This window comes from Robertmurraya phoenicis (assembly GCF_047302285.1).
GTDB lineage: Bacteria > Bacillota > Bacilli > Bacillales > Cytobacillaceae > Robertmurraya.
This window is the reverse complement of the sequence record NZ_CP154845.1, coordinates 3,025,362-3,038,943: the sequence shown is the minus strand read 5'-3', so window position 1 is coordinate 3,038,943 and position 13,582 is coordinate 3,025,362. Positions and strand designations below refer to the sequence as shown.

Here is a 13,582-nt window from a genome sequence, read left to right as displayed (position 1 = left end):
TTTAATCTTCATATAATTTAACATAAAAAGCGTATAGGTTTCTACATTGTTTGTGTTATAATATTTCAGTTAGGCTACAGAATAAGAATATAATCAAGATTGAATAAAGGTAGGAGTGGAATTTTTGAAGATAAGAGAAGATATTCGCAACATTGCGATCATTGCACACGTTGACCATGGGAAAACGACCCTTGTGGATCAATTATTAAAACAATCGGGCACATTTCGTACAAATGAGCATGTAGAAGAACGTGCGATGGATTCTAACGATATTGAAAGAGAACGTGGAATCACGATTTTGGCGAAAAATACTGCGATTCAATATAAAGATACAAGAATCAATATTCTAGATACTCCAGGCCACGCAGACTTTGGTGGTGAAGTGGAACGTATCATGAAAATGGTTGATGGTGTTTTATTAGTCGTTGATGCTTATGAAGGCTGTATGCCACAAACTCGTTTTGTGTTGAAGAAAGCGTTAGAACAAAATTTAACACCAATTGTTGTAGTTAATAAAATCGACCGAGATTTTGCTCGTCCAAAAGAGGTTATCGATGAAGTATTAGATTTATTCATTGAATTGGACGCAAACGAAGATCAGTTGGAATTCCCTGTAGTTTATGCTTCAGCTATTAATGGTACTGCAAGCTTAGATCCAGAAAAACAAGATGAAAACATGCAGGTATTATACGATACAGTCGTTGATCATATTCCGGCGCCAATTGATAACAGAGAAGAACCTCTTCAATTTCAAGTAGCATTACTTGATTATAATGACTACGTTGGAAGAATTGGAATTGGTCGTGTTTTCCGTGGTACAATGAAAGTTGGACAACAAGTTGCTTTAATGAAGCTTGACGGATCTGTTAAGCAATTCCGTGTTACCAAAATCTTCGGTTTCTTTGGATTGAAGAGAGAGGAAGTACAGGAAGCGATTGCAGGAGATTTAGTGGCAGTTTCTGGAATGGAAGACATAAATGTAGGTGAGACCGTTTGTCCGGTTGAACATCAAGAAGCGTTACCAGTTCTAAGAATTGATGAACCTACTCTACAAATGACGTTCTTAGTCAATAACAGTCCATTTGCTGGTAGAGAAGGTAAGTACATCACAGCTAGAAAAGTTGAGGAGCGCCTTCGTGCCCAGCTTCAAACTGATGTAAGTTTGCGTGTTGAAAATACAGAATCTCCAGATGCTTGGATTGTTTCCGGACGAGGCGAATTGCATTTATCAATCTTAATTGAAAATATGCGCCGTGAAGGTTACGAGTTACAGGTAAGTAAACCAGAAGTTATTGTAAAAGTAATTGATGGTGTTCGTTGTGAGCCTGTAGAGCGTGTGCAAATAGATGTACCTGAAGAGAACACAGGATCTATTATGGAGTCAATGGGTGCCCGTAAAGGGGAAATGCTCGATATGATCAATAATGGTTCAGGACAAGTTCGTCTGATTTTCATGGTACCGGCACGTGGACTAATCGGTTACACAACTGAATTTTTAACTTTAACGCGTGGTTTTGGAATCATCAACCATACCTTTGATAGCTACCAACCAATGGCTCAAGGTCAAGTTGGAGGACGTCGTCAAGGTGTTCTTGTTTCTATGGAAACAGGTAAAACGTCAACTTATGGAATTATGCAAGTTGAAGATCGTGGAGTTATCTTTGTTGATGCAGGAACAGAAATTTATGAAGGTATGATCGTTGGGGAACATAATAGAGAAAACGACATTACCGTTAATATTACGAAAGTAAAGCATGCTACAAATGTTCGTTCAGCTACTAAAGACCAAACAAACGTCATGAAGAAACCTCGTATTATGACATTGGAAGAATCTTTAGAGTATTTAAATGATGATGAGTATTGTGAAATTACACCTGAATCAATCAGACTTCGCAAAAAGATCCTTGATAAAGGTGAAAGAGAAAGAGTAACGAAGAAGAAGAAAACTGTTTAAAAGCTGTACGTTAAAGGGGAGTAATGGAGAATGTTGGATATTACTGAACGCTTGACTTTTTTCGCTGCACTGTTCAAAGTCGATGATAACCCTAAATTAGGAATGTGGCTTCTTTATATAACGGTCATCATTCTGTGTGTGATCGTATTCAAATTAGGATTTGCAAGAAAGCTACCTTTGTTACAAAACATTATTATTTATGCTTTCTTAGTGTTTGGATGTACAATTTTAACCTTTTTTGCAGTCTTTTTACCGATTGCAGAGGGTCTTGTTGTAGCAGCGTTAATTTTAATCATATATAAAATCCGCTTACATCAGGAAAGAAAACATCGAGAACATGGAAATGAAGCGTAAAGGGGAAGCGTATGGATTCAATACAAGATGCAATCTATAATTGGTTAACGATTAAAGTCGTCATTGATGCACGACCAGATGATACGGCTGCTGTTGAGACCGAAAAAATGTTCTATGACATTTTATTAGAAAAGCATTTTCTTTCTAATATTGAGGTTTCTCAAGATGAAGACATGTATTATGTACACTTTGAGCAGCAGGGTGAAAGAAAAAAGCAGAGATTTCCCCGAGAATTAATTGATGTGATGTTAAATCAAATTAATCAACAACCAGAAAAATATCGCAACTATCCACAATAAAAAAACTCCGCTCAAGATTTTGAGCGGAGTTTTTCATGCAGTTAAGTCGATTCACCAATCGTCCTCTTCATTATTGGACCGGTATAGTTTGAAGTTTCCAGTCGCAATCCTTTCATTTGTTCGTTCTGTAATTCTTGTTTCACAAGGTTTGCACATAAATGTATGGATAGGACGATTTCTTAATTTCTTTGCTTGGACAGAATGATCCTCAATGGATTCTATTTGGTCACAAATTACGCATTTTACTCTCATGATTACACCTCTTCATTTTACTAGACGGCAGTGTTTCAATGTTCCTAGTATACCATTCTCAGAAGCAAATGTCTTATCTTCTAGATGAACTGTGATGAATAAGAAGAGCAAGCTTTTACAAAATTCATTATCAAATGTATGTTTTTTAACATATTTCAATTAAGATTTATGATAACATGGATATAATATAATATTGGAATGGAACGGTAGGAGGGGATAGGAATGGCCAATCAAGTGGAGCCCATTTTAATCAAACCATTGCTTGATGAATTGAAAAAAGAACGCTTTGTGACAATAGCGACTGTTGATTATGAGACAGGTGGACCAAACGTTAATGCAATTTCATGGGTTTATGCAAAAGACGAAAATACGATCTTCTTTGCTGTCGATAGTCGTTCTAGAATTGTGCAAAATATTCAAGAAAACAATCAGGTCGTACTTAATGTGATCGTCAATGAAAGTACTTATTCCATTAGTGGAGAAGCGCTTCTTGTGGTAGATACAATGGAAAATGTACCGCTGAAGTTAGCTTTAGCGATGATTAATGTTTTAGAAGTCAGGGATGTAATGTTCTACGGCTCAAAAATAATTGTAGAGCCACAATATGATAAAACCTATGATCTTGATGCTGCATTACGATTAGACCGTCAAGTCATGGATGAGATGAAAAGAGCTTAGCCGCAATTGAGGGCTAAGCTCTTTCATGATTAATCTAAATGATGGTTCGATTGTTCTTCCTGGTTTTCTTCTAATTGATCAGTTTGTTTATTGTTTAACTTATCTTTTGGTTTATCGACTGTGTTTTCTTTCGTATCTGGCTCGACCATATCGGCAGGGATCTCAGGCATTAGTCTTCCAGAAATATCAGCAAGTTCATTAAAAATCCCTTGAACCGGTTTGCCATCTCGTATATCATCGGCAATTTCTCTAATTCTTGCTGTCATATCTGGGTCGGCTACCACAACGGCACGTGCACCATGAGGATCTTTTTTCAGGCTCTCTGCTACAGAATATTTAATGGAGCCCACTTCAGAACGTTCGAGATCTTCATTGACGTCAATGCCGACAACGGCATAATTTCCAAGTACAACGGCAGTGGCATCATTTACATTTGGGATACTTGAAGCTAAGTCGACAAGATGTTGAGAGATCTCTTGACCACTTTTGCGGTCTACATTTTGGATCGTAGAGTTTTTAACATTAAGTGCCTGTTGTTGCCCGTTATTCGGTTCGTTTGCATCGTTTCGATTTGCTCCACAACCTGAGATTAGGAGTAATAGAATGATCATGATAACCCCTTTTTTCATCATGAATGGCACCTCCTAGATGATTTGAAAGTCATAAGATTGATGTACTAGTTCTCCATGTGATTCAACCTGAAAAAGGAATCATTATGATTATTGTGCAAAATTTCTTCTATCTTTATGCGAGAAAACATATATTTTACAAAGTTCTACCTATCCAACGGTTGGCTTATGCAAACAGGTTGCTAAAAAGATTAAAGCCTAAAAAAAGACCTATGAGGAGCAGGAGGCATAGACTTGACAAAAATTTATGTGTTAGATACAAATGTCTTGTTGCAAGACCCATATTCCATATTTTCATTTGAAGACAATGAAGTGGTTATTCCAGCAGTTGTACTCGAAGAAGTGGACTCAAAAAAACGCAATATGGATGAGATTGGAAGGAATGCGAGACAAGTATCAAGACTCATTGACGGCTTAAGACAAGCCGGTAAGCTACATGAAAAAATACCTCTTGAAAATGGCGGTGCTTTACGAATTGAGTTGAATCATCGCTCATTTCATCAGCTTCAGGATATTTTTGTGGAAAAAACAAATGATAACCGCATATTGGCGGTTGCGAAAAATTTATCTCTAGAAGAAGAAACGAAATTAGATGGAAAGCGAGTCATTTTAGTTAGCAAAGATGCACTTGTCAGAGTAAAAGCAGACGCGATTGGCCTTTATTCAGAAGACTTTCTAAGTGATCGGGTAATCGAAAATGACCATATTTATACAGGGATCGTCGAACAATTTGTGGACATCACTGTTTTGAATAGCTTTTATGAGAAAAAGGAGCTTCCTCTTTCAGAACTTGGGAATATATCTCTCTACCCAAATCAGTTTTTACTGATGAAGGACACACTAGGCTCCTCCACTTCTGCTATTGGAATGGTTGATCAAACCGGGACTTACGTAAAAAAGCTTATTTTTGACCATGATCACATTTGGGGCATTCGTTCGCGCAATGCGCAACAAACAATGGCAATTGAACTCTTACTGAGAAAAGACGTCCCTTTGGTCACGTTAATTGGAAAAGCAGGCACTGGAAAAACATTATTAGCTTTAGCGGCAGGGTTGATGCAGACAGAGGACTATGGAGATTACAAAAAATTGCTAGTTGCAAGACCGATCGTCCCTGTTGGAAAGGATTTGGGCTTTTTACCTGGAGAAAAGGAAGAAAAACTTCGTCCATGGATGCAACCGATTTATGACAACCTAGAATTTTTATTTAATGTTAAAAAGCCTGGGGAATTGGATGCCATTCTAGCTGGTATGGGTTCAATTGAGGTAGAGGCTCTAACCTATATTCGTGGAAGAAGTATTCCTGATCAATTCATCATCATCGATGAGGCCCAAAATCTTACAAAGCATGAAGTGAAAACAATACTGACAAGGGTAGGGGACAGAAGTAAAATTGTGTTAATGGGAGATCCAGAACAAATTGATCATCCGTATTTAGATGCGTACAACAACGGTCTTACATATGTTGTTGAGAAATTTAAAAATGAGCCGATAGCAGGTCACGTAAAACTCTTCAAAGGGGAAAGATCAGGACTTGCACAGCTAGCGGCAGATTTACTTTAAAACAAATAAAAGACGATGTCCTAATGCATGAACAGGACATCGTCTTTTATCATTCCACCCGAAATGATACGACGTTCTTTATTGGGTTTTCATAGTTTGAACCATCTCCATAATAGCAATGGATTGGTCCATCCTCTTTAAGTGGTTTCCCATCCTTTGAGAATCCAAGAACCATTTTCTCTGCTTCTGTTAAAGGAATTGTGACCGTTCCATCAATTGTTTCAATCATGAGAGTTTTAGCATTCTCACTAACTTCTGCGTTCTTCAAAAATGGTTTAAATGGAATACAAAAAGTACCAGTTAAAAGCTCTTCCTTTAAGTACTTTTTTTCTGTTTTCAAAGTAGGAGGTACAACAGCACCTTCTATAATTTCTCGATCCCAATGTTTGGAGACTTCCTTCGTATATTCCTCAAGCGTATCCAGTTCTTCTTGTTGCTCGTGGAAATAAGTATGTAAGTCTTTGCGTCTATCATCAAAAATCCAAACACTAGGATCTAACGTAATAGTATATTTTACATTGCCAGATAACATAACGATTGATTCCATTATATCCCCCCTCTGTGCTTACATAGTCATTATACTGATAATAAATGAATATGTCATATTTTCAGTTTTTTTGAATGTTCGTAGGAAAATGCGGTGTCTATCTTAATCTACTTGCATTTTTCCTCTTATAAGGTTAGAATTTATAGAAGGATAATCGCTCGGAAACGGGGGGATCAAGTTGGCGTCAGAAATGATAATCGATCATCGTGAAAAGGCAAATGCCCTGTTAAAGGCTGATGCTGATAAAATATTGAAGCTCATTAAAGTGCAAATGGATAATCTAACAATGCCACAATGCCCTTTGTATGAAGAGGTGTTGGATACGCAAATGTTTGGGCTATCTCGAGAAATAGATTTTGCCGTTCGCCTCGGTTTAGTGGAGGATAGAGTAGGAAAAGCTATTCTAGATGAATTAGAAAGAGAACTTTCAGCTCTGCATGAAGCTTCACAAAAAAAATAAATAGTCATTCCTTCTTTGTTTTATATGAAGCGGTAGGAAAAACGTGTATCTACACGAAATAGACTAAATAAAAAACTCAAACGTTACGGTAGGATCGTTTGAGTTTTTTTACATATCGCTTTATTCATTTACTAAAATTTTGAATGAATGTTTAATAGAATAATGGAGATAAGGAAGGATTGTATGCTAAAGAAAGTACTTAAATCATACGATTATTCACTCATAATTGTCGTTATATTACTATCTATATTTGGTCTTGTTATGGTCTATAGTGCAAGTATGGTAACAGCGATTCAAAGATATGGTTTTGAGAGTGATCATTTTTTCATAAGACAAAGAATATTTTTACTTGGCGGACTAGTCGTGTTTTTATTTTTTGCTATTGTTCCGTACAAGCTCTATCTTAATAACAAGGTATTAGTTCCAATCTTCTTACTTTCACTCATTTCATTAATAGGAGTATTAAAATTTGGTACGATTGCTGGGAATGCCCGAAGTTGGTTTGAATTTGGGCCTATTCGACTACAACCATCTGAATTTGTAAAAGTGGCCGTGATCGTTTATTTGGCTGCTGTATACGCCAAAAAACAACAGTACATAAATCAATTTAATAAAGGAGTACTTCCTCCGTTAGTATTTATCATCCTCGTTTCCTTTTTGATTGCGGAACAGCCAGATTATGGGACCGTTGCAATCATTCTTTTAATATCGGGAACGATCATCATTTCATCTGGAATGAATTTTAAAAGTATCCTTAAGCTAGGTGCTCTAGGTGGAGTCATGTCCATTCCGCTCGTTCTGTTCCTAAGTGATAAAATTTTCTCTGAAACACGTCTAGATAGATTTAAAGTCCTGTTAGATCCATTTGCTGAAGGTGTTGCGGAAGAAAGTGGCTATCATTTAATCAATTCTTTCTATGCAATTGGAGGGGGAGGAATTGATGGCCTTGGTTTAGGGCAAAGTATTCAGAAACTAGGGTATTTACCAGAACCACATACCGACTTCATTATGGCCGTCATTTCTGAGGAACTAGGAGTATTTGGAGTTGGATTTGTCCTCTTGTCTTTAAGTTACATCGTTTTAAAGGGGATCTTTATTGGATTGAAAGGAAAAGATCCATTTGGAAGTCTACTGGCGATCGGTATAGCCAGTATGATTGGGATTCAAACTTTTATTAATTTGGCAGGGATTTCAGGAATATTCCCTCTAATGGGGATTCCACTTCCATTTGTCAGCTATGGCGGCTCATCGTTAATACAGCTATCCATAGCAATGGGGATTTTAGTTAATGTCTCCATGTTTGTAAATTATGAAGATAAGTATAAATCAAAGGATACAAATGAAATCCAAGTAGTGCCTTCTAGTAAAAATAGAGGGTTTAAGGCGTAATAGTTGAGAATGGGCCGCGTGAATTATGACCGATTTGTGATGAAAAAAGACAAGTTTTCGGCTTGTTTTTTTTTTCTATCGTTGTGAAAAACAGTATACCTATAGTAGAATAAAATAATAAAATTTTATATATTTTCACAATTGCAACATTGGTCACATTTTTTATTAAAGGCCAAATATACCACGATAATATATATTGCTAGTATGCTATAAAATGCATGATGGTTAAGACGTTCAGAGAAAAAATATCGTAAAAATGAGGTGTTCTAATGGTGAAAAAGATTAACAAGGTTTTAGTTGCAAATAGAGGAGAAATTGCCATTCGAGTGTTCCGTGCATGTACGGAATTAAATATTCGTACCGTGGCTATTTACTCGAAAGAAGATTCAGGTTCATTCCACCGTTACAAAGCAGATGAAGCATATCTCGTTGGTGAGGGAAAAAAACCAATTGATGCATATCTCGATATAGATGGAATTATTGAAATTGCAAAGGCTAGTGATGTAGATGCCATTCATCCTGGATATGGTTTCTTATCAGAAAATATCCATTTTGCTAGAAGATGTGAGGAAGAAGGCATTATTTTTGTTGGACCAAAATCTCAGCATTTGGATATGTTTGGGGACAAGGTAAAAGCACGTACACAAGCACAAAAGGCTCAAATTCCTGTTATTCCTGGAAGCGATGGACCTGTTTCTAATGTGGCTGAGGTTATTGAATTTGGAGAAAAGTATGGTTTTCCGATTATTATTAAAGCATCTCTTGGCGGTGGTGGCCGCGGAATGCGGATTGTTAAAAGCCTAGAAGAAGTTGAACAAGCCTATGATCGGGCAAAGTCAGAAGCAAAAGCTGCATTCGGAAATGATGAAGTCTATGTGGAGAGATTTATTGAGAATCCGAAGCATATCGAGGTTCAAATTATAGGAGATGAAGTCGGCAATATTGTCCATTTGTATGAGCGTGACTGCTCAGTACAACGTCGGCATCAGAAAGTGGTTGAAGTTGCCCCATGTGTTAGTATTTCCAATTCATTAAGGGAAGAAATTTGTGATGCAGCTGTCCACTTAATGAAAAATGTTCATTACTTAAATGCTGGAACTGTTGAGTTTTTAGTAGCAAACGATGAATTCTTCTTTATTGAAGTCAATCCACGTGTTCAAGTAGAGCATACGATTACAGAAATGATCACGGGTATTGATATTGTTCAGTCACAAATATTAGTTGCAGAAGGTCATTCACTTCATTCTGAAATCGTTGCTATCCCAGAACAAAAGGATATTAAAATCCATGGCTATGCGATTCAGTCTCGTGTTACGACAGAAGATCCGTTAAATAACTTTATGCCTGACACTGGGAGAATTAATGCTTATCGCTCCGGTGGGGGATTTGGCGTACGTTTAGATGCAGGGAATGGCTTTGCAGGAGCGATTATTACTCCATTTTACGATTCTTTACTTGTGAAACTATCGACACATGCCATGACTTTTGAGCATGCAGCATCAAAAATGGTGAGAAATCTGCAAGAATTTCGGATTCGTGGAATTAAAACGAATATTCCATTTCTAGTGAATGTAGTGAAACACAAAAAATTCCGTTCAGGTGAATATGATACTTCCTTTCTCGATAAGACGCCAGAACTGTTTTTGTTTCCTGTGAGCAAGGACCGGGGTACAAAAATGCTTACATATATAGCAAACGTGACGGTTAACGGTTTCCCAGGGGTAGAAAAGAAAAAGCGCCCAGTTTTTGAAAAACCAAGAATACCAAAGCTTAAGTTAACAACTCCATATCAAAGTGGAACAAAGCAAATTTTAGATGAAAAAGGTGCAGAAGGTCTTGTTGATTGGGTCAAAAAGCAGGAGAAAGTGTTACTAACAGATACGACGTTCCGAGATGCTCATCAATCCTTATTAGCTACTCGTGTTCGAACAACGGATATTAAACATATCGCTGAGCCGACAGCAAAGCTTCTACCAGACATGTTCAGTTTTGAAATGTGGGGCGGGGCAACCTTTGATGTCGCTTATCGTTTCTTAAAAGAAGATCCATGGGAAAGACTTTTAACAATAAGAAAGCAAGTCCCAAATGTATTGTTGCAAATGCTTTTAAGAGCTTCAAATGCGGTAGGTTACAAAAATTATCCAGATAATGTCATCCGAGAATTTGTCGAGAAATCTGCATATGCAGGAATTGACGTTTTTCGCATCTTTGATAGCTTAAACTGGGTTAAAGGAATGGAAGTAGCAATTGATGCGGTTAGACAAACTGGGAAAATTGCAGAAGCTTCTATTTGCTACACAGGAGATATATCAGACCCTTCTAGAAAAAAATATGATATAAATTACTATAAGAGCTTAGCGAAGGAATTGGAACAACAAGGAGCGCATATTCTTGGAATTAAAGATATGGCAGGCCTCTTGAAACCACAGGCGGCTTACACATTGATTTCTGAATTGAAGGAAACAGTTGATATTCCAATCCATCTTCATACGCATGACACAAGTGGAAATGGAATATTTACTTATGCAAAGGCGATTGAAGCTGGAGTGGATATCGTCGATGTGGCCTTAAGTACGATGGCAGGCTTAACGTCTCAGCCAAGTGCCAATTCATTGTACTATGCCCTTGAAGGGACGAATCGGAAGCCAGATGTTGATATCGCTGCCTTGGAACAGTTATCCCATTATTGGGAGGATGTTCGTAAATACTATCAAGATTTTGAAAGTGGTATGATGGCTCCACATACGGAAATTTATCAGCATGAAATGCCTGGTGGGCAATATAGTAACCTCCAGCAACAGGCTAAAGCGGTCGGTTTAGGTGAAAGATGGGATGAAGTAAAGGAAATGTATGCCCGTGTTAACCAAATGTTTGGAGATATCGTAAAAGTTACACCTTCTTCAAAAGTGGTTGGCGATATGGCGTTATACATGGTTCAAAATGAACTAACTGAAGAGGATGTACTTGCAAAAGGGGAAAGCCTCGATTTCCCAGACTCTGTTGTAGAATTATTTGAAGGATATCTCGGTCAGCCAACTGGTGGATTTCCGAAAGAATTACAACGAGTCATCTTGAAAGGAAAGGAACCGATTGTCGTTCGTCCTGGTGAATTATTAGAGCCGGTCGATTTTGATGCCATCAAGGCTGATCTAAATAAAGAACTTGGAAGACCTGTAACAAGCTTTGAAGCGATCGCGCATGCCCTATATCCAAAGGTATTTAAAGAATATATGGGAACGGTAGAGAAATTTGGCGATGTTTCCGTATTAGATACGCCTACTTTCCTTTATGGAATGAGACTTGGTGAAGAGATTGAAGTCGAAATTGAAAAAGGAAAGACATTAATCGTCAAATTAGTATCAATTGGACAACCGCAACCAGATGGTACAAGAGTCGTTTACTTTGAGTTGAACGGACAGCCGCGTGAGGTAATCGTTAAGGATGAAAGTATTAAATCAACGGTTGCATCTAAGGTAAAGGCTGATCCTAAAAATGAACAACATATTGCTGCTTCGATGCCTGGCACAGTGATTAAGGTGATCGTTGAAAAAGGGGAGAAGGTCGAAAGAGGAGATCATCTCATGATTACAGAAGCAATGAAAATGGAAACGACTGTACAGGCTCCATTTTCGGGTATTGTAAAGGATATTTTTGTTTCCAATGGGGAAGCGATACAGACCGGAGACTTATTGATCGAGTTAACGAAATAAGAAGCATAAAAATGCTAGGTCAAAAAGTCGATGGTAGTTTGGAGTGTATAAATTCCCTCGCAGTTGGCGGATCGCTATGAAAGAATAACAGGAAAAATCAAACATGACCTAATGGTCACCGCGAGATATGAAAATTGGTATGGTGTACAGCACACGAATGAATTATATTTCCATTTTTTTGTCTAGACTATTAGTAACAGATTAAAGGCCGTCGGAATATTGGAGTTTTTAAACCCGAGGAAAAATCCGGCCTATTGCACTTACGAGTACCGCCGATTGTTGCCTCGAGCACGTGTATAAAACTACAACTACTTAAAAGTGTATAATCTGTGAGTCTATTAATGAAAAGAGGAATCTTCATGGATGCTATTCGAAAATGTTGTGCTGGTTTAGATGTTCATCAAGAATCGATTACGGCTTGTATTTTGAACAGTCCATTAGATCGAAAACCTAAGCCGTTAATCAAGAATTTTGGAACCACAACTCCTGAGTTACTTCAACTGCAAGATTGGTTAGCAGAACACAAATGTACGGAGGTAGCTATGGAAAGTACCGGTGTTTATTGGAAATCGGTATGGAACATTCTTGAATCATCTTGTCAACTCACGCTTGCCAATCCAGCTCACATTAAAAATATGCCAGGGCGTAAGACTGATATCAAGGATGCTCAATGGATCGCTCAACTGCATCGATGTGGTCTCGTTCAAGCGAGCATGGTACCAACTCAGGAGATTCGAGATTTACGAGACCGAACGCGCTATCGTCAAAAACTTGTCCATATGATTACATCCGAAAAGAATCGTATTCACAAGTTATTACAAGATGCCAACATCAAACTAACTACGTTCGTTTCTGATTTGTTTGGCGTTTCTGGACGGGCTCTTCTAGAAAAACTAATGAATGGCGAAGTGCTAGACGAAGAACAAGTACGATCCTTGGTTAAAACAAAACTGAAGAAAAAGGTTCCTCAATTACTAGATGCTTTAAATGGAAAGGTACGATTGCATCATCGAGAAATGATCCGTATGCACATGAACACCATCATTTTTTTAGAAGAACAAGTGACACATCTTGAGAAATCCATTCAAGAACTACTGAAACCATACGAAGAAGAAGTTGAACTCCTGGATACGATTCCTGGCATTAATACTGATGTCGCGGCGTGCATCATTGCAGAAATCGGAACCAACATGGAGCTATTTGAAACAGAAGCCCATCTAGCTTCATGGGCTGGAATATGTCCAGGAAATAACGAAAGTGCAGGTGTAAAAAAAAAATCGAAGTCCCGTAAAGGGAACAAGCATTTAAAAGCGATGCTTTGTCAATCCGTTTGGGCAATAAATAGAAAAAAAGATTGTAGAATCACAGCGTTCTTTCATCGAGTAAAGCGACGACAAGGGGAAAAGAAAGCAGCTATCGCAACCGCTCATCTCTACCTTCGCATCATTTATCACATCTTATCAGATAAAGTAGAGTACAGTGAATTAGGCACGCATTATTTACCAAATAAGAAAGAAAGAACGTTAGAACAATTAAAAAAACAAATAGAAAAAATGGGTTATGCGATACAGTTAGAGCAAGTACAAACCAGCTAGCTGCCTATAACCCATTTTTAAAAAGTACAATTTTAGACCTTAGGGGGTCTTTTTTTGCTTTTTTTGAGCAACCAGCATCAATTTTCGTATAAATTCCGCTTAATGAGCAACCATCGTGAAAAAGAGCCGAAATAACAGGAAAATTTCCTGCT

12 protein-coding genes are annotated in these 13,582 nt (G+C 37.8%); 9 read left to right on the top strand and 3 right to left on the bottom strand.

Annotation, left to right across the window (positions count from 1 at the left end; translation table 11 throughout):
• The first annotated feature begins 124 nt into the window (after positions 1-124).
• Genes typA through AA0X71_RS15175 form a run of 3 tightly spaced genes read left to right on the top strand, consistent with a single transcriptional unit; the run spans position 125 to position 2,607 of the window.
• Positions 125-1,954: a translational GTPase TypA gene (typA, locus tag AA0X71_RS15185; RefSeq protein WP_413356142.1), complete on the top strand. Its 1,830-nt coding sequence runs from the start codon at positions 125-127 to the stop codon at positions 1,952-1,954.
• A gap of 30 nt (positions 1,955-1,984) precedes the next feature.
• Positions 1,985-2,308, top strand: a complete 324-nt coding sequence (locus AA0X71_RS15180) for a YlaH-like family protein (protein WP_413356141.1) — start codon at positions 1,985-1,987, stop codon at positions 2,306-2,308.
• An 11-nt stretch (positions 2,309-2,319) separates the two neighbouring features.
• On the top strand, positions 2,320-2,607 hold the full coding sequence (locus tag AA0X71_RS15175; RefSeq protein ID WP_413356140.1) for a hypothetical protein: 288 nt from the start codon (positions 2,320-2,322) through the stop codon (positions 2,605-2,607).
• Positions 2,608-2,658: 51 nt separating this feature from the next.
• Here AA0X71_RS15175 and AA0X71_RS15170 read toward each other — a convergent pair whose 3' ends face one another.
• Positions 2,659-2,859, bottom strand: coding sequence for a YlaI family protein (locus AA0X71_RS15170; RefSeq protein ID WP_413356139.1), 201 nt, complete (start codon positions 2,857-2,859; stop codon positions 2,659-2,661).
• Between the two features lie 222 nt (positions 2,860-3,081).
• On the opposite strand from AA0X71_RS15170, the gene AA0X71_RS15165 reads away from it, so the two are divergent.
• Positions 3,082-3,537, top strand: coding sequence for a pyridoxamine 5'-phosphate oxidase family protein (locus AA0X71_RS15165; RefSeq protein ID WP_413356138.1), 456 nt, complete (start codon positions 3,082-3,084; stop codon positions 3,535-3,537).
• Positions 3,538-3,566: 29 nt separating this feature from the next.
• On the opposite strand, the gene AA0X71_RS15160 is transcribed toward AA0X71_RS15165, so the two are convergent.
• The gene (locus AA0X71_RS15160) at positions 3,567-4,166 is read right to left on the bottom strand and encodes a YhcN/YlaJ family sporulation lipoprotein (protein ID WP_413362613.1); all 600 of its coding nucleotides are present in this window, start codon (positions 4,164-4,166) and stop codon (positions 3,567-3,569) included.
• A 234-nt stretch (positions 4,167-4,400) separates the two neighbouring features.
• Between AA0X71_RS15160 and AA0X71_RS15155 the strand changes: the two genes are divergently transcribed.
• Positions 4,401-5,729 (top strand): PhoH family protein, encoded by a 1,329-nt coding sequence (locus AA0X71_RS15155; protein ID WP_413356137.1) that lies wholly within the window; start codon positions 4,401-4,403, stop codon positions 5,727-5,729.
• Between the two features lie 49 nt (positions 5,730-5,778).
• Here the strand turns inward: AA0X71_RS15155 and AA0X71_RS15150 are convergent, their stop codons facing one another.
• Positions 5,779-6,276 (bottom strand): peptidyl-prolyl cis-trans isomerase, encoded by a 498-nt coding sequence (locus tag AA0X71_RS15150; RefSeq protein ID WP_413356136.1) that lies wholly within the window; start codon positions 6,274-6,276, stop codon positions 5,779-5,781.
• A gap of 178 nt (positions 6,277-6,454) precedes the next feature.
• Here AA0X71_RS15150 and AA0X71_RS15145 point away from each other — a divergent pair, with 178 nt between their 5' ends.
• The 4 genes from AA0X71_RS15145 to AA0X71_RS15130 all read left to right on the top strand — a co-directional run bounded on the left by AA0X71_RS15145 (position 6,455) and on the right by AA0X71_RS15130 (position 13,430).
• Positions 6,455-6,736: a YlaN family protein gene (locus AA0X71_RS15145; RefSeq protein WP_413356135.1), complete on the top strand. Its 282-nt coding sequence runs from the start codon at positions 6,455-6,457 to the stop codon at positions 6,734-6,736.
• A 183-nt stretch (positions 6,737-6,919) separates the two neighbouring features.
• Entirely contained in the window at positions 6,920-8,125 is a 1,206-nt protein-coding gene (locus AA0X71_RS15140) for an FtsW/RodA/SpoVE family cell cycle protein (RefSeq protein WP_413356134.1), read from the top strand.
• A 269-nt stretch (positions 8,126-8,394) separates the two neighbouring features.
• Positions 8,395-11,835, top strand: a complete 3,441-nt coding sequence (gene pyc, locus AA0X71_RS15135; protein WP_413356133.1) for a pyruvate carboxylase — start codon at positions 8,395-8,397, stop codon at positions 11,833-11,835.
• Positions 11,836-12,194: 359 nt separating this feature from the next.
• Positions 12,195-13,430 (top strand): IS110 family transposase, encoded by a 1,236-nt coding sequence (locus AA0X71_RS15130; RefSeq protein WP_413356132.1) that lies wholly within the window; start codon positions 12,195-12,197, stop codon positions 13,428-13,430.
• Positions 13,431-13,582 lie beyond the last annotated feature (152 nt).

Coding starts and splice junctions, on each gene's coding strand:
- AA0X71_RS15180 (WP_413356141.1), top strand. CDS start 1,985: ATGTTGGATATTACTGAACGCTTGACTTTTTTCGCTGCACTGTTCAAA.
- AA0X71_RS15175 (WP_413356140.1), top strand. CDS start 2,320: ATGGATTCAATACAAGATGCAATCTATAATTGGTTAACGATTAAAGTC.
- AA0X71_RS15170 (WP_413356139.1), bottom strand. CDS start 2,859: ATGAGAGTAAAATGCGTAATTTGTGACCAAATAGAATCCATTGAGGAT.
- AA0X71_RS15165 (WP_413356138.1), top strand. CDS start 3,082: ATGGCCAATCAAGTGGAGCCCATTTTAATCAAACCATTGCTTGATGAA.
- AA0X71_RS15160 (WP_413362613.1), bottom strand. CDS start 4,166: ATGAAAAAAGGGGTTATCATGATCATTCTATTACTCCTAATCTCAGGT.
- AA0X71_RS15150 (WP_413356136.1), bottom strand. CDS start 6,276: ATGGAATCAATCGTTATGTTATCTGGCAATGTAAAATATACTATTACG.
- AA0X71_RS15140 (WP_413356134.1), top strand. CDS start 6,920: ATGCTAAAGAAAGTACTTAAATCATACGATTATTCACTCATAATTGTC.
- pyc (WP_413356133.1), top strand. CDS start 8,395: ATGGTGAAAAAGATTAACAAGGTTTTAGTTGCAAATAGAGGAGAAATT.
- AA0X71_RS15130 (WP_413356132.1), top strand. CDS start 12,195: ATGGATGCTATTCGAAAATGTTGTGCTGGTTTAGATGTTCATCAAGAA.